Origin of the sequence: Enterococcus sp. S183_ASV_20 (assembly GCF_018919685.1) — a bacterium.
GTDB lineage: Bacteria > Bacillota > Bacilli > Lactobacillales > Enterococcaceae > Enterococcus > Enterococcus faecalis.
In genome coordinates this window covers 1-20,243 of the sequence record NZ_JAHLRI010000024.1, presented here as the reverse complement: position 1 = coordinate 20,243, position 20,243 = coordinate 1, and the positions used below count along the sequence as shown (strand labels likewise).

22 protein-coding genes, 2 pseudogenes and 2 other annotated features are annotated in these 20,243 nt (G+C 37.5%); of the genes and pseudogenes, 18 read left to right on the top strand and 6 right to left on the bottom strand.

Translation table 11 applies throughout. The features are described from left to right. Window positions 1-172 precede the first annotated feature (172 nt). Genes KQI94_RS09715 through KQI94_RS09705 form a run of 3 tightly spaced genes read right to left on the bottom strand, consistent with a single transcriptional unit; the run spans window position 173 to window position 2,309 of the window. Window positions 173-1,006 (bottom strand): amino acid ABC transporter substrate-binding protein, encoded by an 834-nt coding sequence (locus KQI94_RS09715; RefSeq protein ID WP_002384986.1) that lies wholly within the window; start codon window positions 1,004-1,006, stop codon window positions 173-175. A gap of 10 nt (window positions 1,007-1,016) precedes the next feature. After that, window positions 1,017-1,652: an amino acid ABC transporter ATP-binding protein gene (locus KQI94_RS09710; protein ID WP_002355681.1), complete on the bottom strand. Its 636-nt coding sequence runs from the start codon at window positions 1,650-1,652 to the stop codon at window positions 1,017-1,019. Window positions 1,653-1,664: 12 nt separating this feature from the next. Then, window positions 1,665-2,309, bottom strand: a complete 645-nt coding sequence (locus KQI94_RS09705) for an amino acid ABC transporter permease (protein WP_002383057.1) — start codon at window positions 2,307-2,309, stop codon at window positions 1,665-1,667. Between the two features lie 53 nt (window positions 2,310-2,362). Beyond that, window positions 2,363-2,605: a binding site (T-box leader), on the bottom strand. Between the two features lie 154 nt (window positions 2,606-2,759). Next, window positions 2,760-2,992: a binding site (T-box leader), on the bottom strand. 147 nt (window positions 2,993-3,139) lie between these two features. On the opposite strand from KQI94_RS09705, the gene KQI94_RS09700 reads away from it, so the two are divergent. Then, window positions 3,140-4,771 (top strand): peptide ABC transporter substrate-binding protein, encoded by a 1,632-nt coding sequence (locus KQI94_RS09700; RefSeq protein WP_002384987.1) that lies wholly within the window; start codon window positions 3,140-3,142, stop codon window positions 4,769-4,771. A 106-nt stretch (window positions 4,772-4,877) separates the two neighbouring features. Then, complete coding sequence (locus KQI94_RS09695) at window positions 4,878-5,126, top strand: GlsB/YeaQ/YmgE family stress response membrane protein (RefSeq protein ID WP_002355684.1); 249 nt, start codon at window positions 4,878-4,880, stop codon at window positions 5,124-5,126. Between the two features lie 65 nt (window positions 5,127-5,191). On the opposite strand, the gene KQI94_RS09690 is transcribed toward KQI94_RS09695, so the two are convergent. Both KQI94_RS09690 and KQI94_RS09685 read right to left on the bottom strand, forming a co-directional pair. After that, complete coding sequence (locus KQI94_RS09690; RefSeq protein WP_002355697.1) at window positions 5,192-5,515, bottom strand: DUF960 domain-containing protein; 324 nt, start codon at window positions 5,513-5,515, stop codon at window positions 5,192-5,194. A 251-nt stretch (window positions 5,516-5,766) separates the two neighbouring features. Then, window positions 5,767-6,375, bottom strand: a complete 609-nt coding sequence (locus tag KQI94_RS09685) for a 50S ribosomal protein L25/general stress protein Ctc (protein ID WP_002384988.1) — start codon at window positions 6,373-6,375, stop codon at window positions 5,767-5,769. Between the two features lie 330 nt (window positions 6,376-6,705). On the opposite strand from KQI94_RS09685, the gene KQI94_RS09680 reads away from it, so the two are divergent. Both KQI94_RS09680 and KQI94_RS09675 read left to right on the top strand, forming a co-directional pair. Beyond that, complete coding sequence (locus KQI94_RS09680) at window positions 6,706-7,488, top strand: 16S rRNA pseudouridine(516) synthase (protein WP_010784570.1); 783 nt, start codon at window positions 6,706-6,708, stop codon at window positions 7,486-7,488. Continuing rightward, complete coding sequence (locus tag KQI94_RS09675) at window positions 7,485-8,165, top strand: YjjG family noncanonical pyrimidine nucleotidase (RefSeq protein ID WP_002355700.1); 681 nt, start codon at window positions 7,485-7,487, stop codon at window positions 8,163-8,165. The genes KQI94_RS09680 and KQI94_RS09675 overlap by 4 nt, the downstream gene beginning before the upstream one ends. 35 nt (window positions 8,166-8,200) lie before the next feature. Here KQI94_RS09675 and KQI94_RS09670 read toward each other — a convergent pair whose 3' ends face one another. Beyond that, a complete protein-coding gene (locus tag KQI94_RS09670; protein WP_002355701.1) occupies window positions 8,201-8,656 on the bottom strand; it encodes a GNAT family N-acetyltransferase in 456 nt (151 codons plus the stop codon). Window positions 8,657-8,830: 174 nt separating this feature from the next. Here KQI94_RS09670 and udk point away from each other — a divergent pair, with 174 nt between their 5' ends. The 14 genes and pseudogenes from udk to KQI94_RS09600 all read left to right on the top strand — a co-directional run. Continuing rightward, the gene (gene udk, locus KQI94_RS09665) at window positions 8,831-9,460 is read left to right on the top strand and encodes a uridine kinase (RefSeq protein WP_002355702.1); all 630 of its coding nucleotides are present in this window, start codon (window positions 8,831-8,833) and stop codon (window positions 9,458-9,460) included. A gap of 168 nt (window positions 9,461-9,628) precedes the next feature. Then, a complete protein-coding gene (locus tag KQI94_RS09660) occupies window positions 9,629-9,970 on the top strand; it encodes a type II toxin-antitoxin system PemK/MazF family toxin (RefSeq protein ID WP_002384990.1) in 342 nt (113 codons plus the stop codon). Between the two features lie 50 nt (window positions 9,971-10,020). Beyond that, window positions 10,021-11,037 (top strand): Gfo/Idh/MocA family oxidoreductase, encoded by a 1,017-nt coding sequence (locus tag KQI94_RS09655; RefSeq protein ID WP_002403918.1) that lies wholly within the window; start codon window positions 10,021-10,023, stop codon window positions 11,035-11,037. A 370-nt stretch (window positions 11,038-11,407) separates the two neighbouring features. Further along, window positions 11,408-13,327: a transcription antiterminator gene (locus tag KQI94_RS09650; RefSeq protein WP_002388793.1), complete on the top strand. Its 1,920-nt coding sequence runs from the start codon at window positions 11,408-11,410 to the stop codon at window positions 13,325-13,327. After that, window positions 13,293-13,616: a PRD domain-containing protein gene (locus KQI94_RS09645; RefSeq protein WP_002384994.1), complete on the top strand. Its 324-nt coding sequence runs from the start codon at window positions 13,293-13,295 to the stop codon at window positions 13,614-13,616. The genes KQI94_RS09650 and KQI94_RS09645 overlap by 35 nt, the downstream gene beginning before the upstream one ends. A 14-nt stretch (window positions 13,617-13,630) precedes the next feature. Continuing rightward, window positions 13,631-13,987, top strand: coding sequence for a glycine-rich SFCGS family protein (locus KQI94_RS09640; RefSeq protein WP_002355707.1), 357 nt, complete (start codon window positions 13,631-13,633; stop codon window positions 13,985-13,987). A gap of 30 nt (window positions 13,988-14,017) precedes the next feature. Beyond that, window positions 14,018-14,374: a DUF4312 family protein gene (locus tag KQI94_RS09635; RefSeq protein WP_002355708.1), complete on the top strand. Its 357-nt coding sequence runs from the start codon at window positions 14,018-14,020 to the stop codon at window positions 14,372-14,374. A gap of 15 nt (window positions 14,375-14,389) precedes the next feature. After that, window positions 14,390-15,169, top strand: a complete 780-nt coding sequence (locus KQI94_RS09630) for a DUF4311 domain-containing protein (protein ID WP_002355709.1) — start codon at window positions 14,390-14,392, stop codon at window positions 15,167-15,169. A gap of 19 nt (window positions 15,170-15,188) precedes the next feature. Beyond that, a complete protein-coding gene (locus tag KQI94_RS09625; RefSeq protein WP_002384995.1) occupies window positions 15,189-15,884 on the top strand; it encodes a DUF4310 family protein in 696 nt (231 codons plus the stop codon). Between the two features lie 130 nt (window positions 15,885-16,014). Continuing rightward, window positions 16,015-17,328, top strand: a pseudogene (locus KQI94_RS09620) (PTS sugar transporter subunit IIC). 25 nt (window positions 17,329-17,353) lie between these two features. Continuing rightward, a complete protein-coding gene (locus tag KQI94_RS09615) occupies window positions 17,354-17,638 on the top strand; it encodes a hypothetical protein (protein ID WP_216454385.1) in 285 nt (94 codons plus the stop codon). 23 nt (window positions 17,639-17,661) lie between these two features. Further along, on the top strand, window positions 17,662-18,750 hold the full coding sequence (locus KQI94_RS09610) for a MupG family TIM beta-alpha barrel fold protein (protein WP_002355714.1): 1,089 nt from the start codon (window positions 17,662-17,664) through the stop codon (window positions 18,748-18,750). A gap of 8 nt (window positions 18,751-18,758) precedes the next feature. Further along, the gene (locus KQI94_RS09605; RefSeq protein ID WP_216454383.1) at window positions 18,759-19,868 is read left to right on the top strand and encodes an amidohydrolase/deacetylase family metallohydrolase; all 1,110 of its coding nucleotides are present in this window, start codon (window positions 18,759-18,761) and stop codon (window positions 19,866-19,868) included. Further along, a pseudogene (locus KQI94_RS09600) lies at window positions 19,858-20,243 on the top strand (SelA-like pyridoxal phosphate-dependent enzyme); the annotation flags it as partial. The gene KQI94_RS09605 and the pseudogene KQI94_RS09600, both read left to right, overlap by 11 nt.

Here is a 20,243-nt window from a genome sequence, read left to right as displayed (position 1 = left end):
CACAAATTTTCATTCAATTATCATTTTCAATTGCATTTTATAAATCATTTTGTATGTAATTTGGTATGTAAGTTAAAATGAAAAAAGTAGTCCATTTTGAAGTACATTTTGTCATTTTGTACTCCAAAACTGAACTACTTATAAGTCAGCAGTACACCTTTTTATTCGTTATTTAGTTTATTTTTGTGTTATTTGTAACGTCCTCTCCAAACCATTTTTGAGAAATTTTACTAAGGGTGCCATCTTTTCGTAACGTTTCAAAGGCAGTATTGATTTTTTGGACTAATTGATTGTCTGATTTGCGGACGCCCACAGCAAAATCTTCATTGTCATAGCCGACATGAGAAATAGTATAGTTTTTTAAATTATCTTCGTGGGAAAGATAGTAGTTGGCGTAGACGCGATCAATTAGGAGCCCATCAATTCGGCCAGATTTTAAATCTAAGAAAGCTTCATTAAAGCCGTCATATAAAATAGGCGTTTGGTCTTTAACAAATTTTTTCAAAATGTCAGGCTGACTTTCGAAGCCATCATAGCCAGAAGAGCCGTTTTGAACCCCTAAAATTTTGCCTTGCATATCGCTCGCTGTTGCAATGTTTTTTTCTTTTAAAGAAACAAGTACTTGGTCGTTCGTCATGTAAGGTTGTGTGAATTGAACTTTTTCGGCCCGCTCGCTCGTTTTAGTGTAGCCGTTCCAAATAAGATCAATGGTTTGATTTTGTAATTCTGTTTCTTTCATAGACCAATCAATCGGTTGGAAGTCAACGGAAATGCCATAAAGTTTAAAAACCGCTTTGGCTAAGTCGACATCAAAGCCGACAATTTTGCCTGATTTATCTTGAAAACCCATGGGCACAAAGGAGTCATCTAAGCCAATAATAATCCGTTTTTCTTCGTTAATCCGTGTCCATTGATCTTCGTTGCTTTTTCTTTTACCACAACCTGCAAATAGGAGTAAACTACAACAGATAACCAGCAAGGCTAAAGAATATTTCTTTTTCATCATAAACTCCTTTCTATTGGACGGGGGCAACCGTCAAAAGATTGTCTGCAATTTTTTCAGCGAAAGCCATATCGTGGGTCACGACAATCTGTGTCATGCCTTGTTTCCGTAAATCTAAAATAACTTCTTCCACTTGTTGGCGTAAAGCTGGATCTAGCGCGCTCGTTGGTTCATCGTACCCAAGAACTTTTGGCTTCATTGCTAAGGCACGAGCAAGTGCAACTCGTTGTTTTTGTCCACCGGAAAGTTGGTACGGATAGAGTTTTTCTTTACCAGCCAAGCCCAATTTTTCCAGTAATTCTAAAGCTTCTTGCTGACTTTTTGCTTTTTCTTCTTTTAGTACTAATGTAGGTGCTAAGGTAATGTTTTCTAAAACTGATAAGTGAGGGAAAAGTTGGAAATCCTGGAAAACGACCCCAACCACTTGATCGGCATTGTCCATTTCAGCAGGATTGAAAGGAACACCATCCAACAAAAGCTCACCAGAATCAATGGTTTCTAAACCAGCCAAACAACGAAGTAAAGTGGTTTTTCCGCCGCCTGAAGGACCAACAATCGTTAAAATTTTACCCTCTGGAATTTCTAAATTTAAGTGATCAATAATGGTCCGGTTGTCAAAATGTTTGGTTAAATTTTTAATAGTTAACATGGTAGAGTCCTCCTATTTATAATATTGATAGAATTTTTCAATTTTCTTAGAAGCAACAGTCAAAATTGCCGTAAAGAGTAAATAAATCACTCCCACTAAAGCTAATGGCACTAATGTAACATCGCGGCTCATCGCAATTTTACCAGCACGTAAAAGATCGCCTAAGCCAAGAACATAAATAAGAGAAGTATCCTTGACCAAATTGATAATTTCATTTCCTACGGAAGGCAGCACGATTTTAACAACTTGTGGCAAAATAATCCGCGTGACTGTTTGAAAACGTGTTAAACGTAAAACCTTAGCAGCTTCATATTGACCTTGGGGAATTGCTTGAATCCCCCCGCGGAAAATTTCAGCAAAGTACGCAGCATAATTTAAAATAAATGCGAATAAGGCCGCATCGTAACGTTCAAAGACAATACCAATTAATGGTAAGCCGTAAAAAACAAAAATTAATTGTAACAATAGCGGAGTGCCGCGCATTAACCAAATGTAGAGGTTAATTAAGTAACGTAAAGGTTTAAACGAACTTTGTAAAATAAAGGCAATGATGATCCCCAGTGGAATCGAGCCAAGGAGCGTAAAGAAAAAGACTTTCAGTGTCATGCCAGCTCCGCTAACTAAAGCAGGTAAAATTTCTAAAATATAATCCATCATTTTTTCCTCCAACAATTTTTATTAAAAAACAAAAAAGCCTCTTGGCTGTGAGCCAAGAGGACGAATCGCATTCGTGGTGCCACCTCAATTTACTTATCTTTCACAAGATAAGCCTTATGTAGTTGCGTTGACAACTACTCTCTGTTAACGATAGAGTCACCGGTTTTTCTTACTAAAGGATTCAGAAAAACATCTTTTAGGTGTGAGTAAAGAAGAATCCATCTTTTTCTTTCAGCCAATGAAAAAGTCTCTGTAAAGGAAGAGCTAAATTACTATGTCCTAAGCCTTGATTGTAAGTATGAAATTGTTCGAATGGAACAGAAAACCTGTTGCTTTTCTAGCTTATCCCATTAAGCATATGGAAAAGAGGACAACAGACTTGAGCAGTTGAGGCACTCTCTCAGGTTGAAAAGTGCATCTAAAAAACAAAAAAGTCCTTTGGCTGACTAGCCAAAGGACGAATAATCAATTATCGTGGTTCCACCTTAGTTTATTCGTGTTTCGCAACACGAACCTTATGAAGTTCATAACTTCGCCTGTTAACGAGTGGTCCCGGACTTTCCTACTAAGGGTTCAAAAAGTCAACTCCCAGATGTGGTTCGCTGTTTCTTTACGTCTTTTTCCACCAACCAAAGACTCTCTTCACTAAAGGAAACAGTTACTCTTCTGTTCTCTGTTTTTCAATACTGTACCACCAGAAAAAATATCTGTCAACTCTTATTCTTAAAAAAATATTTTTCTTTCAAAAAGTAAGTGCTGAAAAAGGACAAATGTATGGAAAATCATGTAAAATGTAGGTAAGTTGTTTGAACAGAAGGAGGAGTTTTGGTATGAAACAGAAAAAGTGGTTAATCGGACTTGTTGCACTGGGCTTGGTTTTAGCAGCATGTGGAAGTGGCGGTTCGAAAACGACCTCGAATGAAGCATCTACACAGAAAATTAACGTCGCATCTGGTGGTGAACTCTCGACATTAGACAGCGCTCATTATACAGATGTCTATAGTTCCGATATGATTGGTCAAGTAGTTGAAGGCTTGTATCGACAAGATAAAAACGGAGATCCTGAGCTAGCTATGGCGAAAGCAGAGCCACAAGTTAGTGAAGACGGGTTAGTCTATACATTCAAGTTACGAGAAGCAAAATGGACAAACGGGGATCCAGTTAAAGCAGGGGATTTTGTAGTTGCGTTTAGAAACGTGGTCGATCCAGCGTATGGTTCAAGTAGCAGTAATCAAATGGATATTTTTAAAAATGGGCGTGCGGTGCGGGAAGGACAAGCCACGATGGAAGAATTTGGTGTCAAAGCAATCGATGACCAGACACTAGAACTAACATTGGAAAATCCAATTCCTTATTTAGCCCAAGTCTTAGTTGGAACACCTTTTATGCCTAAAAATGAAGCCTTTGCCAAAGAAAAAGGTACTGCCTATGGGACTTCTGCAGATAATTTTGTTGGCAATGGACCATTTGTAATTTCAGGTTGGGATGGCAATTCCGAAACTTGGAAATTGAAGAAGAATGATCATTATTGGGATAAAGAACACGTAAAATTGAATGAAATTGATGTTCAAGTAGTGAAAGAAATTGGCACAGGAGCCAATCTTTTTGATAATGGCGACTTAGATTACACTGTTTTAGCAGATACTTATGCACTTCAATATAAAGAGTCAAAACAAGCGCATTTTGTACCTAAAGCCATGGTGGGTTATTTAAGCCCCAATCATCGCCGTGAAATTACCGGCAACGAGCATGTTCGAAAAGCTTTTTTACAAGCGATTGATAAAGAAACTTTTGCAAAAGAAATTTTAGGAGATGGCTCGACAGCTTTAAATGGATTTGTACCAGCTAATTTTGCAAAAAATCCAGATACAGGTGAAGATTTCCGCAAAGAAAATGGTGATTTATTGCCATATAATATTAAAGAAGCCCAAGCTAACTGGACCAAAGCGAAAGAAGAGTTGGGCAAAGATAAAATTGAATTGGAACTAATCTCAGCGGACTCAGCGATTGCCAAGAAAACCATTGAATTTGTTCAAGGGCAATTGCAACAAAATTTACCAGGTTTAACAATCAAATTAAAATCATTGCCTTTGCAAAATCGTTTGGATTTACAAACAGCAGGTAATTACGATTTAGCCTTTGGAACATGGACACCTGACTATGCTGATCCCATTAATTTTTTAGAATTTTATGACTCGAAAAGTGGCTTAAATACTTCTGGTTATAACGATTCGGCGTATGATGCGGGTCTCCAAAAAGTTAGAAAAGATTACGCCAATGAACCTGAAAAACGCTGGAATGAATTACTAAGTTTAGAAAAAACATTAATTGAAAAAGATGCCGGTGTTTTACCCTTATTCCAAGGAGCCATTGGTTACTTGAAATCAGATCGCTTACAAGGTTTGCAAGTATTTTCTTTTGGTCGCACAGTATCCTATCGTTTAGCTTATGTAGAAGAATAAATTGACTTCTGAAAAGTCCTATCTTTTGAAAAAGTCTGCTTTCTGTTTTATCCTTAAAGTAGGAAAATTAACTAAAAAAATCAACTATGAAAGGTAGGTTTTTCAAATGTTTAGCTTTCTATGGGCATTAATTGTCGGAGGAATTATTGGCGCAATTGCTGGCGCAATTTTAGGAAAAGACGTGCCAGGTGGCATTATTGGAAATATTATCGTGGGCTTTTTAGGAAGTTGGGTAGCATCACTCTTGTTGCCTTCTTTAGGACCAGTCATCGGCGGGTTTCCAATTATCTCAGCGTTGCTAGGAGCGATTATCTGTATCGCTATTTACTCTTTTATTGTAAACCGCAAGGCGTAAAATTTTAAAATTAAAAAATACCACCGAGTGTTTCTTTCGGTGGTATTTTTGTTTGTTGAAATTATTTAAGATTCTAACATTTCTGCAGGTAATAAAATCGTTTCACGATGGCCATCATCAAAAGCAAAAATTCGCGACGGATATGCCGTAGAATAACTAAATGGTAAGTCGATGGCCATTTCTACTGAACTATTTTCTTGAGAAAAATGGACAGTCACTTTGCCATTATTGTTCAACAAATCAAAGTGAAGTAAGTCGTTTAAAGGGATAACCCCTTTTAGATTTAAGTCAATAATCAACCAAATACTATCAATTAAGCCACTAGGTAAGCTGGAAACAACACCTAATGAAGCATAGCGGCTACGGTCACTATCAAAACGTTCAAACATATGGATGACCTCCTTTTTGTTTACTTACTTTTAGTATACTGCAAATTTAAAAAAAAGAAATTGTTTCGTTTGAAAATATTGCGTAGATTAGCAAAAATTTAATATTCCTCTGTAGCTTCCTAGCTTTGCAGGTGTCATCATTTATGTGAAGAAATCAAGACATGCAGTAAAAAGAAAATGGGACGTACGTTGTTTCAACGTACATCCCATTTCTAAAACTTAAGAGAATCAGCTGAACAAAAGTGTACTCTTTATTCGGCTAATTCTGGTTCAATCGTTTCAGCAGCTGTTCCTTCTTCTTCTTCAGGAGCAGTTTGTGCTTCAACAATAGCAACTAGTTGTTCTTCTGGATCAGTTAAAATTTCATAGTCTTTGTGTTCAGGTAAATCAGCGATTGTAAGAGCATCACCAATTTCTAAGTTTGTAATATCTACTTCAATTGATTCTGGCAATTTATCTGGTGTGGCTGCCACTAAAACAGTGTACAAGTTTTGAGCTAAGGTACCCCCAGCTTTCACACCTGCAGATTCACCAATTAATTGAACTTCTGCTTCGACTTCTGTTGTTTCTTTCATATTTACAGATAAGAATTCAACATGAAGCATTTGACCAGTAAAGGTATCTAATTGTGCTTTTGACATTAATGTGTTGATGTTTTTCCCATCAACTGTCATTTTAATAACGGTGTTAGCACCATGTTCGCGTAAAATTTTTGATAAGTCTTTTTCTTCAAAATAGATTGGTGTACTTTCAATTTGGTAACCGTAAACAATGGCAGGTACTTTCCCTTCGTGACGTAGCTGATTTCTTAGTGAACGTGGACGGATAGCTCTTTCTTTAACTTCTAATTGTACTGACATAACCTAATTCCTCCTTGAAATAATGAGTGATTTGGTTAAACTCAGAAACAAAACATAATGGAAAAAAGAAACTCTTTTTTCAGTTGTTCTTGTCTAGAAAAATGCTAACAATAATCAAAAAATCCCCACAAATATTGCCAGGCAACACTCATGGGAATGGTTCATTGTTATCGTTGTTCTCTCCCAGGTCATTACGCTGTTTTTGAGAAACCTTTATTTACTTTACTTATTAACCGTAACACTTATATTTTTATACGTCAAGGAATTACCTTTTTCCACTTTTCATCTTTAACGGATTCCACTATACTAATACCAGAATGGAGCGGAACAATGCGATTAGATAAATTACTAGAAGAACTTCAGTTTGGATCACGCAAAACAGTGAAACGATTAATCAGAGGCAAGCAGGTCACTGTGGATGGCATCGTGACATTAAATGAAAGCCAAAATGTCGATGCGCAATTACAAATGATTAAAGTAAAAGGACAATTAATTTCGCATAAGACCCATGTGTACTACATGTTGAATAAGCCAAAAGGTGTGGTTAGCGCTGTCTCAGATGCATCTAAAAAAACAGTCATTGATTTGATTGCACCACAAGACAGACGCCCTGGTCTTTATCGAGTGGGCAGACTCGATGGCGATACGGAAGGGTTACTTCTATTAACAGATAATGGACAATTAGGGTATCAATTAATTCGGCCAAATAAAGAAGTAGCGAAATGTTATGAAGTAAAAGTCAATGGTTTGGTCTCTGCAGAAGATTGTGCTAAATTTAAAGATGGGATTGTTTTGCAAGGAGGCATTCAATGTAAGCCAGCAAAAATAACTGTTCTTGCAGCGACTGAAACGGAGAGTCATGTTTTCCTGACTATTCAAGAAGGAAAATTTCACCAAGTGAAAAAAATGTTTTTATCTGTGGGGAAAAAAGTGACTGCTTTAAAACGCCAAACTATGGGGCCGTTGCGGCTAGATCCGCAATTACCTTTAGGTGCTTATCGTTCATTAACAAGAGAAGAGTTACAATTGCTATTGCCTTATTTTTTTATTGAAAAACAACAAACAAGCAAAGCGTTACCGAGTAATTTGAAAAGAGAAGAGGAACGGAAATGAAAACATTGCTTTTTGATGTTGATGATACATTGTTAGATTTTAAATTGGCTGAAAAGAAGGCGCTCCATGCCTTATTTGAAGAAGAAAATGTACCATTTACATCTGAAGTCGAGTCAACGTACCACCGAATTAATCAAGGATTATGGCGTTCATTTGAAGAAGGAAAAATAACAAAAGATGTTCTCCTTGATACACGGTTTGGTTTATTGTTTGACGCATTTAATCGAGAAGTTGATAGCGTTAAAATGGGAGAAAACTACCGAGAATATTTAAGTCAAGGACATGACTTGCTTGGCAATAGTCAACGTATTTTGGAAAAATTAGCACCCCATTATGATTTATATATTGTGACAAACGGAGTGGCAAAAACACAGTATCGTCGGTTGGAAGATTCGAAATTAATGCCTTATTTTAAAGATATTTTTGTTTCAGAAGAAGTGGGTTATCAAAAACCGATGAAAGAGTATTTTGATTTTGTTTTTGAACGGATTCCTAATTTTAGTCGAGAAAAAACAATGATTATTGGCGATTCTTTGCATTCAGATATTCAAGGAGGCCAACAAGCGAAAATTCAAACTGTTTGGCTCAATCCGACCTCCGCTCCAGCAACACCAACCATTCAACCCAATTATACGATTCAACAGCTAGATGAGTTGTTACCAATTCTTGGGCATTAAAAAACAACATTTCCTGTACAGGAAATGTTGTTTTTTTAACTTAAATGTAACCGTAAGCGAACCATATCCTTTAAAGGCAAGCCGTTTTCCATAATGGGCTCATCATAATGATGGATAAAAAAATCTGGTTCAATATGTGTCATTCGAAAACCGACTTTTTGGTAGAGATATAGCTGTTGAAAGCCTGTGCTCCCAGTCCCAATCTCCAAGTAATCATACTTTTCTTTTTTGGCAAAATCAATGGCAAAATGTAATAACTCTTGTCCGATGCCCCGCCCTCGGCTTTCTTCTGAGACAGCGATGTTTACGATTTCCAATGTCCGTGGGTGAGTCGGCAACAGGACTAAAATTCCTTGAAGTTCTTCAGTCTGATAGTCAAAGCAAATGCCGCGGGTAATGTAATCTTCCACCATTTTTTTTGAGGGATCTGCCTCATAAAGAAGAGCGTAATGCGCAGTTGTAAGTGCTTCTTTTTTGACTTTTTTAATCATAGGTAGGATTCTCCTTTTATTGATAAGTATACTGTAATTGAAAGAAGTGTGGGCAGATTTTTCATAAGAAGATAAAAATCACATGAAAAGTCTTGGAAAAGGTCTGGCATTCTTCAGAGTTTTCATTATAATAGTAAAAGACAATGAAGTTTTTGAAAAGAAAGAGGTTTATACATGAAAGATAGTCAGCCAATTATCATTGGTGTTACTGGCGGATCAGGAAGCGGAAAAACCAGTGTTAGCCGTGCGATTTTTAATAATTTTCCCGATCATTCAATTATGATGTTAGAACAGGATTCTTATTATAAAGATCAGAGCCATTTGAGTTTTGAAGAACGTTTAAATACCAATTATGATCATCCTTTTGCGTTTGATACAGATTTATTGATTCAACATGTTGAACAACTGTTAAATTATCAAGCCATTGAAAAGCCAGTTTATGACTACGTTGCGCATACAAGAAGTACAGAAACGGTGATACAAGAACCGAAAGAAGTAATTATTCTTGAAGGGATTTTAATTTTAGAAGATCGCCGCTTAAGGGATTTAATGGATATTAAAGTGTATGTGGATACAGATGATGACATCCGTATTATTCGTCGAATCAAGCGTGATATGGAAGAACGTGGCCGTACTTTGGATTCTGTGATTGAACAATATTTGACAGTCGTCAAGCCCATGTATCACCAATTTATTGAACCTACGAAACGTTATGCAGATATCATTGTGCCAGAAGGTGGCGAAAACCACGTCGCTATTGATTTAATTAATACAAAAGTGGATAGTATTTTAACAAAAATGTAATAGTCAGCTTAAATAGCCGTCTCTATATCAGAGTCGACTGTTTAAGCTTTTTTTGACTTTTAAAGGGTGGTTTTATCAAATATTTTAAGGGATAGCTAAAAAGTTGAAAATATTGCAAGAAACAATATGCTATAATTTTTTAAAGGAAAAGGAGGGAAGGGAATCTGAATGATAAAAAGAGGTGAGGTTTTTTATGCGAATCTCTCACCAGTTGTTGGTTCTGAACAAGGTGGGATTCGACCTGTCCTGATTATTCAAAATAACAAAGGTAACTTATTTAGTCCAACGTTGATTGTTGCACCGATTACCCGTAACGTAAGCAAGCGGCTGCAACCAACGCAAGTCCTCATCGAAATTCTCCATAACGAGTGCAGGACGCCATCACTTATTTTGTTAGAACAAATTCGAACATTGGATAAAGAACGAATGCTACACAAGGTTTGTCAACTTTCTCGTGAAGAGATGGAACAGGTCAATCAAGCTTTAAAAGTTAGCGTTGGTATCCGTTAATTTACATATAAAGAAATCGTTTTGGGGAAACGGTTTCTTTTTTTGTTGAAATGGTTTCCAAATATTCGTTTTTCTCGTATAGTGAAAGAGGAGGCGATCACATGGATAAAATTCGTTATGGAATTATGAGTACTGCCCAAATTGTCCCAAGATTTGTAGCAGGGCTTCGAGAAAGCGCGCAAGTTGAAGTGCGCGGGATTGCATCAAGGCGTTTAGAGAATGCTCAAAAAATGGCTAAAGAATTAGCGATTCCGGTGGCTTATGGCAGTTATGAAGAGTTATGTAAGGATGAAACAATTGATATTATTTATATTCCCACCTACAATCAAGGACATTACTCAGCAGCTAAGCTTGCGTTATCACAAGGAAAACCCGTCCTACTGGAAAAACCATTTACATTAAATGCTGCTGAAGCAGAAGAACTCTTTGCAATCGCACAGGAGCAAGGGGTTTTTCTAATGGAAGCTCAGAAGTCTGTCTTTTTACCAATTACCCAAAAAGTAAAGGCAACGATTCAAGAAGGGGGATTGGGAGAGATTTTATGGGTTCAGTCAGTTACTGCCTATCCCAATGTGGATCATATTCCCTGGTTTTACTCGAGAGAAGCGGGTGGTGGAGCGCTTCATGGCTCAGGAAGTTATCCATTACAATACTTACAATACGTATTAGGGAAAGAGATTCAAGTGATTACGGGAACCGCAACGTATCAGCAAGGAGCGACGGATAGTCAATGTAATTTAGCTTTGAAATTTGCTGAAGGGACGCTGGGAAATATTTTTATTAATGTTGGTTTAAAGATACCTAGTGAAATGACCATCTATGGGACAAAAGGGCAAATCGTTATTCCTAATTTCTGGAAAACAGATTGTGCTTATTATACAGATGCTCAAGGCAACACTGTCAAATGGTCTGAACAATTCACTAGTGAATTTACCTATGAAATCAATCATGTGAATCAATGTTTACAAGACAAAAAGTTAACTAGCCCCGTAATGACGAAAGAATTAACGATAGCAACCGTTAAAATTGTTGAAAGTTTTTATCAAGAATGGTTCGATAACGAATAATTACCATCACTTGCTATCCAAACTATTCTGTGTTAAAGTGTGTTTTATGCGACGAGTTGACTCAATCAGATAGCTTCGGCTATTCCGTTTTGACGGCTAGTGATTGTCAAACACAACGACACCAGATAGTACGGCTATCAGTTACCGGATTTGTAACGTGTCGGACAGAATACTTTTGTGGAGAAGGTTTCTGTCTATTTATGCAAATAAATAGTGTGGTATCCCTTAACAGTTACTACTGTTAAGGGATTTTTTTTGTATGAAAAGAGAAGTGTTGCACTTTTATAAGTGCAACTTTTTTGTGTTGTGGAACAGATAAAATAACGCTATAGTTTTAAGTGTAAAGGGAAAAGAAAAGAGGTGACAAGGCATGACCGTGTTGTTGTCCAAAAGAGCGATAAATATTTTATTGATGCTTTTGGATTTGGAAGGGAGTATTACCACGCAAGAATTAGCTGAGAACTTTACTGTCAGCGTTCGAACAATTAAGTATGATTTAGAAGATATTCGTGCTTGGTTTGAACAGCACGATGAGACACTTTATTCAAAACGAAATAAGGGAATCTGGCTAGATTTACCTGACTCTAAACGCTTACTGTTAAAAAATGAAATTATCGATGTCGATCGATTTGAAACCTATCCTGATCAAAAAAGACGAGTCAATGTATTAATTTTTCAGTTATTGTCAGTCAAAGGGTACTTAACGGCACAGCAGCTAGCAGATGAATTATTAGTGAGTCGAAACACAATTGTCAGTGATTTGGAACAGGTCGAACGGTTGCTGCAAGCATATGATTTAACCTTAATTCGCCAAGCACGGCAAGGGTTTACAATTAGTGGTGAAGAAAGCAATGTACGATTACTGATGGAATTTATCACTCAAAAAGAACTTACAGAATACGATATTTACCAAATTATGAACTATGTGACAAAGACAAAAGGGGCTGAAAAGATCCCTAAAATTAAATTTGGGTCAGGGACATTGTTTCAAGGTTGTTATCGTAGTGCATTGAAAAAAATGCGAAATTTAATTAATCCACTCGATCAAAATCAATTTGATTATGCCGAAATATTATCTATTACGTTGAGAGTGGCAATTGCCGCAGCACGTATGCAGATGGCACATACAATTGGGACTTACCGAGTATTATCGCAAAAAACACGCTTTGAACAACGGAACGAAGTACCACTTTTACTTTTACAAGAGGTGTTTGAACGGTATGACTTGCCTTTATTAGCGGATGAATATTTTTATATTTATAGTGATTTATTCGGAACCCATCAACGGCAAGATATGGTTCAATTAACAAAGCAAGTGATTGAAAGCGTTTCAAAAGAGCTGAATTATCCTTTTGTAAATGATCGCCAATTATTTACGAACTTGTTTGCACACCTGTCCTTACGTTTTACAAAGAAACATTTATTTATTAATGAATACAATCCGTTTTCTGAAGAAATCAAAGGAAAACACCCAGCGTTGTTTTTAGCTATTCAAAGTGCCTGTAAACAATTAATTCAACGTTCTGTTTTGTTAGTCAACGATTCTTTCTGCGCATATATTGCGTTGCATTTTTTGGCAGCTCAGGAACGACAACAGCAGGAAGCTAAAGTTGTTAGGATTGTGTATGTTTGCTCGACGGGCTTAGGTGTGACCAGTTTAATTGAACAAAAAATTTTAGAGGAAGTACCAAACGTTGAACTCGCAGGATTTGCTTCTGTTTTAAATGCAACTGAAGTGATTCAAGCAGAAAAGCCCGATTTGGTATTGAGTATTTTCCCAATTGAAGAAATGACATACCCATTTATTAAAGTTAGTCCATTGTTAACGGACACAGACTTAAGTTTGATTCGGGAAGAGGTCGATAAAATTTTATTAGGGAAACGTCAAGGAAAAGGTACCGCTCGCTCCACGAAATCTGATGTAATTGAAAAAAATGAACGGATACAAAGCCAAGATTTATTAGTAAAAGCGTATATTATTTATGAAGAGTTAAAACGAATGTTTCAAACAAAGTTACTGAGCGAATATCAAGAAGCCTTTTTACTTCACGTTTTATTAATGACACATCGGATTACGTTTAATAAACAATACGAAGAGATTCCTTGTAATAGAGAAGTATCTCACGAAAGGCAAGAAGAAATTCGGCAAATTGAATGTTTATTTGCTAAAAATGAGTTACCTGTCAATCATGCTGAAATTTCAGCATTACTTAATTATTTAGAACAACCAAAGGAGGAAGAGGATGGAACTAGCAATGGAAGCACAGGAGATCATTCGACAAAGTGCTGAACCAGAAAAGCTACAATCGATTATCAAACAAACCAGTGCGCGATTAGCAGAAGCACAAATTGAACCAACGGAATTACAGTGGACGATTTTGATTAACCATCTCAATGAGATGCTGAATCGTTCAAGAGAAGGAACGACATTAGCTGGTGTTGATCGGACGTTATTTACGGAACTAACACCAGAAACGTTGCAAATTGCACAAGAAACAACAGAAGCAATTGGTCAGTTATCAGAAGATGAATGGTATGTTTTAGCTGTTCATTTTGAAGTTGCTAAACAAAACAATTAATAGGAGGAAAAGTTATGATTACAGTAGTTATCGCAGATCGTTTAGGAAAAGGACAAAATGTTGCAAAAGGAGTGGAGCAAGCCGGTGGTCGTGCGGTTGTTGTTCCAGGAATGGGCGCTGATATGCGTTTAGGAGATGTGATGCAACAAGAAAAGGCAGATTTAGGCATTTCTTTCTGTGGCAGTGGTGGTGCAGGAGCGTTAACGGCTGCTACTAAATACGGGTATCCCGAAAGACATGGCATGCGATCAATCGAAGAAGGGGTAACAGCAATTAACGATGGGAAAACTGTTCTTGGATTTGGTTTTATGGATCAGGAAGAACTTGGTAAACGAGTAACTGAAGCATTTATTAAGAAACACGGAGCATAGAAAGTAGTAACTTAGAAAGGAGCGGTAATTATGGATGCCACAAAACGGTCAACACAAACCGTGATTGTTTCTGGAAAAGGTAATAAGAAGAATGAAGCTTTTGCAAGTGCATTGAATGATGTTTCAAAAAAAGTATTAAAAGAAACAACAGAGGTCCTCATCCGGATTGAACCGAAAGAAGTAACTATTCGTCAGGCAAAAGAACAAGTTTATACAGAAAAATTTCTGTTCTTCTTCTTTCCTAGAAAGAGAGTGATTTATCATGTCGAACTAGCTGTAGAAGTGGAAATCCAAGCCATTGCAGTCGAAGAAGTTGATTTTTTAACGGAAACAATTAAAGAACCGAACGCAGTAGTAGTTCCGTTTCTTTCAAAAAGAGGCGTATAAAGGGAGGAAGAAGGAATGGAATTTGTAATCATTTTGCTGAAGTCATTGCTTATTGGTGGTTTACTAGGTTTTGCAGCTGGCGCAGGCGCTGCTCGGATGTTTCATGCACCACAAACGCAAGGGTTAGGGGCATTTAGAACATTAGGAGAAATGAACGCTGCACAAGGAGATCCAGCATCACACTTTTCTTTTGGTTTAGGTTTTTTCTTTAATGCTTGGGCTTCGGCCGTCGGAGCAGGGGCCTTTACACAAGATGTGACCCACCGGATTGTGCCTAACTGGGCTGCAGCAATTTTATTGGTAAAGGATAAAGATGTCACTAAAACGATGCATAATCCCAAAAAAATGGGGATTGTCGGGGCCTTTGTAGGAATGGCGACTGTGGCTTTCTTAAATAGTACAGCTGCAGCAATTCCAGAATCGCTACAAGTAACAGCAGTTGCGGTGTTGGTACCTGCAGCAACGATTTTAATCAATACTGTGATGCCCGTTTTATTCTGGCTAGCGGCTTTAGATGCAGGAAAACGGACGGGTTTCTGGGGAACGTTATTTGGCGGATTATCTCAATTAGTTATGGGCAATGCTGTCCCAGGAGTTGTATTAGGGATCTTAATCGGTAAAGGTGTCGATGATTTAGGGTGGACCCGAATGACACGCGGCATGCTTGGTGCCATTATCTTATTATTTATTTTAAGTGGCTTCTTCCGAGGGTTCGACTTAGAAATGATCGAAAGTTTCCGCTTGTCTATTCCTCAATGGTTAAATAATTTACACAATGTCTTCACCGTTAAATAGAAAAAAGGAGGTCTCATAGATGGAACAGCAAGAAAAAAATGAATGGGCACAACAAGAACAAGAAATTCAAGAAGGTTTAAAAGGCAAAAGTTTTTGGTATGCTGATTGGGGCTTTCCGATTTTAGTCGGGATTATGTCAGCGGCAATTTTTGCAGGAACACATATGTATGTAGTTTATGGTGTGGGCGCCTTTAATGAAGTTTCAATTGTTGCGATGCTAAAAGCTGGTTTAGATGGTGGTTCTTATGGCGCTGCCGCAACATTTGGTGCAAGTTTCCTGTTTGCACGAATTTTAGAAGGTTCTTTAGTAGGCATTTTAGATTTAGGTGGCTCAATTTTAACGGGGATTGGAATTGGCGTACCTGCAATTTTCCTCAGCATGGGAATTAAAGCGCCTGTAGAAAACTTTGGCTTAGCCCTTTTAACGGGTGCGATACTAGGGTTAGCAGTTGGCGGCGTAATTGTGTTGATTCGGAAATTTACTATCAATCAAGGAAATTCCACTTTTGGTGCGGATGTGATGATGGGTGCTGGTAATGCCTCAGGACGTTTCTTAGGCCCGTTAATTATTTTGAGTGCGGCGGGTGCTTCGATTCCTATTGGGATTGGTGCCACATTAGGAGCTTTAGGTTTTTACATTTGGAAAAAACCAATCGCTGGGGGCGCAATTTTAGGCGCAATGATTTTTGGTGCAATATTCCCGGTTTCTTTATAATAAGAAAAAGCCTTTTGTTTTGCACTTTCTCTGTCATGAATAAGAATAAGCGTTTACATTATAATGTTACTATGTTATTATAAATGCGAAATAATTATTATTTTTATTAGTTGAACGGAGGAATTAACAAATGAATGGTTTTGTACAGTGGATGGAAGTTAAGTTAATGCCGATTGCGAATAAATTTGGTTCGCAACGCCATATGACAGCGATTAGAAAAGGATTAATTGCAACTATGCCTTTAACAATTGTGGGCTCATTCTTTACAATTTTTCAAAATATTCCAATTGAGGCATACACAAAATTGATTGAACCTTATCAAGCAATTTTAGATATTCCTTCCCGCTATACGATGGGGTTACTTGCACTTTATGCAACATTTGGGATTGCTTCATCATTGGCCAAAAGTTATAAGCTTGACTCTTTGACGTGTGGAATTTTAGCATTAATGGCCTTTTTAGTAACAGCGGCACCACCAACACGTGTCTTTGAAGATGTTGACAACGTCATTACAGCAGGGCGCTATATTAATTTAGCAAATTTAGGTTCAGCTTCTTTATTTGGTGCGATTGTAACAGCGCTGTTATCTGTTGAAATTTATCGCTTCTTTATTGAAAAAGATATTATGATTAAGATGCCAGATGGCGTACCGCCTGAAGTGTCAAATTCATTTATTGCGTTAATTCCAGGAGCAGTTATTCTTTTATTATTCTGGGTTATTCGCCACGTAATTGGTTTTGATTTGAATGGTTTCTTGAGTACGTTATTAATGCCACTTAAAGGTATCCTTGCTGGTAACAGTTTATTTGGCGGCTTACTAACAGTCTTCTTAATCTGTTTCTTCTGGGTTTTAGGGATTCATGGTCCAGCGATTATGGGCCCAGTTATTCGTCCTTTCTGGGATATGTCGATTGCAGAAAACCTTGAAGCTTTTACCAATGGCGCAAACGTTCATCAGTTACCTAATATTTTTACAGAACAGTTTTTACAATAGTTTATCTGGATTGGTGGCGCTGGAACTACGCTTTCTTTAGTTGTTTTAATGATGTTTTCTAAATCAACGTATCTGAAAAGTCTTGGCCGTTTATCGTTCTTACCAGGCTTGTTTAATATTAATGAACCAGTTATTTTCGGAACGCCGATCGTAATGAATCCTATTTTAGGTATTCCGTTTATCGTGGCACCGTTAATTACAACAACGTTATCTTATTTCTTAACAGTCGCTAATATAATTCCGATGATGGCTGCACGCTTAGCGTTTGCAATTCCAGCACCAATTGCTGCTTGGATGAGTACCAATTGGAGTTTTTCGGCCGCAGTATTAGTGATTGTTAACTTCTTAATTACAATGGCTATCTACTATCCATTTTTCAAAGTTTATGAAAAACAACAATTGGATAAAGAAGCAGAAGAATTAGTAGCTGAACAAGCAGCAAAAAATTAAAAAATGTTAGGGCGGGTGTTCTGATATGAATATCCTGCCCCTTCTAAGTCAGAGAAGAAAGTCAGGAGCGTATAAGATGATTATTTGGTTCATTTTCTTTTTTATCGTTAGTCAAATTATTATAGAAAAAGGGCAGTTGCCTACTGTTGTTTATCAACTTGGTTTAGTAAAGACGTTGGTTTTTACGGCAGTTTGTATTACTCTTTCCATGATAATTGGCGGATTTCTAAATCAACCAGTATTGCTCGTTGGCTCTACAACAATCCTGTGTAGCTCGGTGATTGCTTGGAAATTTCGAAATAAATTTTAAAATAGCGGAGTGTGAGAACGAAGATGAAAAGAGCATTAGGTGTATCAGTTTATCCAGATCATAGTGATATCAATCAAGATAAAGCGTATTTAAAAAAAGCCAGCGAATGTGGGTTTACTCGAATTTTTATGAGTATGTTAGAAGTGACCGATGGCAAAGAAGCGGTTCAGAAAAAATTTAAAGAATTAATTAGTTATGCGAAAAATTTAGGATTTGAAACAATTTTAGATGTCGTTCCAAGTATCTTTGATGAATTGGAAATTTCATATGATGATTTGACTTTTTTCAGCGAATTAGGAGCTGATGGGATTCGGTTGGATACAGGGTTTGATGGAAATAAAGAAGCCATGTTGACGTTTAATCCATTCGGCGTGGCTATTGAGTTGAATATGAGTAATGATGTCGCTTATCTTGATAACATTTTGACGTATGAAGCGAATCGACCTTTCTTATATGGTTGTCATAACTTTTATCCACAAGCGGGAACTGCATTGCCGTATGATTTCTTTGAAAAATGTAGCATCCGTTTTAAAAAGGAAGGTATTCGGACAGCTGCTTTTATTTCATCACAGGTAGGTGAAATTGGTCCTTGGGATGTGAATGATGGGCTACCTACTTTAGAAATGCATAGACAGTTGCCAGTCACTGTTCAAGCTAAACATTTATTTGCAACAAATTTAATTGATGATGTTGTTATTGGAAATGCTTATGCTTCCAACGAAGAATTAGAAGCATTGGGTCAGTTGAATCGTTATCAAACAGAATTGACCATTGTTTTTGAAGAAGCGACTTCTGAAATTGAAAAAGAAATCGTAACAAAAAATCAACATTTTCGCCGTGGAGATATCACTCAGCAGATGATTCGTTCCACAGAAGTGCGTAAAAAATATAAAAATGAAGCTAATCCCCCACATGATAATCAAGCAATGCTACAACCTGGAGATGTTGTTGTGGGAAATGATGCATTTGGAAAATACAAAAATGAATTACAAGTCGTTTTAGAACCACATCAAGACTCACGCAAAAACCGAGTAGGGCGTATTATAGAAGAAGAACTTGTATTATTAGAATTCATTAAGCCTTGGACAAAATTTAGATTTATAGAAAAGTAGGGAAGAATATGGACTACGATTTACTTATAAAAAATGGACAGACAGTAGATGGTATGCCTGTTGAAATTGCAATTAAAGAGAAAAAAATAGCTGCTGTTGCAGCAACTATTTCAGGTTCTGCAAAAGAAACTATCCACTTAGAACCAGGTACTTATGTATCCGCAGGCTGGATAGATGATCACGTTCATTGTTTTGAAAAAATGGCTCTTTATTATGATTATCCAGATGAAATTGGGGTCAAAAAGGGTGTTACGACAGTGATTGATGCTGGGACAACAGGTGCTGAAAACATTCATGAATTTTATGACTTAGCGCAGCAAGCAAAAACAAATGTTTTTGGATTAGTCAATATTTCTAAATGGGGCATCGTTGCTCAGGACGAACTCGCAGATTTAAGTAAAGTACAAGCGAGTTTAGTCAAAAAAGCGATTCAAGAATTACCAGATTTTGTTGTAGGGATTAAAGCCCGTATGAGTAGGACCGTTATTGGCGATAACGGCATTACGCCTTTAGAATTGGCCAAACAGATTCAGCAAGAGAACCAAGAAATTCCCTTAATGGTTCACATTGGATCAGCACCGCCTCATTTAGATGAAATTTTAGCCTTGATGGAAAAAGGGGATGTCCTAACCCATTGTTTTAATGGGAAAGAAAATGGCATCTTAGACCAAGCAACGGATAAAATAAAAGATTTCGCTTGGCAAGCGTACAACAAAGGAGTCGTATTTGATATCGGGCATGGTACGGATAGTTTCAATTTTCACGTAGCTGAAACAGCGTTGCGCGAGGGAATGAAAGCTGCATCAATTAGCACAGATATCTACATCCGTAACCGAGAAAATGGTCCTGTTTATGATTTAGCCACAACGATGGAAAAACTCCGTGTGGTCGGCTATGATTGGCCAGAAATTATTGAAAAGGTAACCAAGGCTCCTGCTGAGAATTTCCATTTAACGCAAAAAGGCACGTTGGAAAGAGGTAAAGATGCTGATTTAACGATTTTCACGATTCAAGCAGAAGAAAAAACATTGACTGATTCTAATGGATTGACACGAGTAGCCAAAGAGCAAATTCGCCCAATCAAAACAATTATTGGAGGACAAATCTATGACAATTAGTTACGAAAAATTCCACTTAAAAGAAGTCATTAATGCTTCTGGCAAAATGACCATTCTAGGTGTCTCCAAAGTTTCGGAGGCAGTCCTCGCGGCTCAACGATTCGGCGGCGAACATTTCTTTGAAATGAGTGAATTTAGTGTGCAAACAGGGGCCTTTTTAGCCGACTTGTTGAAGGTAGAAGATGCCCAAATCGTTTCCTCGGCTTCGGCGGGGATTGCCCAATCGGTGGCTGCCTTGATTGGAAAAGGCAGCTTGTACCACGCGTATCATCCCTATACAGAAAAGATCGAACAGCGAGAGATTGTTTTACCTAAAGGGCACAACGTGGACTACGGCACGCCTGTAGAAGTCATGGTAGCGCAAGGCGGCGGCCA

Bases quoted from the DNA above. Each gene is read 5' to 3' on its own strand.
- KQI94_RS09625 (WP_002384995.1), top strand. From the start codon at position 15,189: ATGGAACAGCAAGAAAAAAATGAATGGGCACAACAAGAACAAGAAATT.
- KQI94_RS09640 (WP_002355707.1), top strand. From the start codon at position 13,631: ATGATTACAGTAGTTATCGCAGATCGTTTAGGAAAAGGACAAAATGTT.
- KQI94_RS09630 (WP_002355709.1), top strand. From the start codon at position 14,390: ATGGAATTTGTAATCATTTTGCTGAAGTCATTGCTTATTGGTGGTTTA.
- KQI94_RS09610 (WP_002355714.1), top strand. From the start codon at position 17,662: ATGAAAAGAGCATTAGGTGTATCAGTTTATCCAGATCATAGTGATATC.
- KQI94_RS09635 (WP_002355708.1), top strand. From the start codon at position 14,018: ATGGATGCCACAAAACGGTCAACACAAACCGTGATTGTTTCTGGAAAA.
- KQI94_RS09710 (WP_002355681.1), bottom strand. From the start codon at position 1,652: ATGTTAACTATTAAAAATTTAACCAAACATTTTGACAACCGGACCATT.
- udk (WP_002355702.1), top strand. From the start codon at position 8,831: ATGAAAGATAGTCAGCCAATTATCATTGGTGTTACTGGCGGATCAGGA.
- KQI94_RS09685 (WP_002384988.1), bottom strand. From the start codon at position 6,375: ATGTCAGTACAATTAGAAGTTAAAGAAAGAGCTATCCGTCCACGTTCA.
- KQI94_RS09715 (WP_002384986.1), bottom strand. From the start codon at position 1,006: ATGATGAAAAAGAAATATTCTTTAGCCTTGCTGGTTATCTGTTGTAGT.
- KQI94_RS09700 (WP_002384987.1), top strand. From the start codon at position 3,140: ATGAAACAGAAAAAGTGGTTAATCGGACTTGTTGCACTGGGCTTGGTT.
- KQI94_RS09705 (WP_002383057.1), bottom strand. From the start codon at position 2,309: ATGATGGATTATATTTTAGAAATTTTACCTGCTTTAGTTAGCGGAGCT.
- KQI94_RS09645 (WP_002384994.1), top strand. From the start codon at position 13,293: ATGGAAGCACAGGAGATCATTCGACAAAGTGCTGAACCAGAAAAGCTA.
- KQI94_RS09690 (WP_002355697.1), bottom strand. From the start codon at position 5,515: ATGTTTGAACGTTTTGATAGTGACCGTAGCCGCTATGCTTCATTAGGT.
- KQI94_RS09670 (WP_002355701.1), bottom strand. From the start codon at position 8,656: ATGATTAAAAAAGTCAAAAAAGAAGCACTTACAACTGCGCATTACGCT.
- KQI94_RS09660 (WP_002384990.1), top strand. From the start codon at position 9,629: ATGATAAAAAGAGGTGAGGTTTTTTATGCGAATCTCTCACCAGTTGTT.
- KQI94_RS09615 (WP_216454385.1), top strand. From the start codon at position 17,354: ATGAATATCCTGCCCCTTCTAAGTCAGAGAAGAAAGTCAGGAGCGTAT.
- KQI94_RS09695 (WP_002355684.1), top strand. From the start codon at position 4,878: ATGTTTAGCTTTCTATGGGCATTAATTGTCGGAGGAATTATTGGCGCA.
- KQI94_RS09650 (WP_002388793.1), top strand. From the start codon at position 11,408: ATGACCGTGTTGTTGTCCAAAAGAGCGATAAATATTTTATTGATGCTT.
- KQI94_RS09680 (WP_010784570.1), top strand. From the start codon at position 6,706: ATGCGATTAGATAAATTACTAGAAGAACTTCAGTTTGGATCACGCAAA.
- KQI94_RS09655 (WP_002403918.1), top strand. From the start codon at position 10,021: ATGGTTTCCAAATATTCGTTTTTCTCGTATAGTGAAAGAGGAGGCGAT.
- KQI94_RS09675 (WP_002355700.1), top strand. From the start codon at position 7,485: ATGAAAACATTGCTTTTTGATGTTGATGATACATTGTTAGATTTTAAA.
- KQI94_RS09605 (WP_216454383.1), top strand. From the start codon at position 18,759: ATGGACTACGATTTACTTATAAAAAATGGACAGACAGTAGATGGTATG.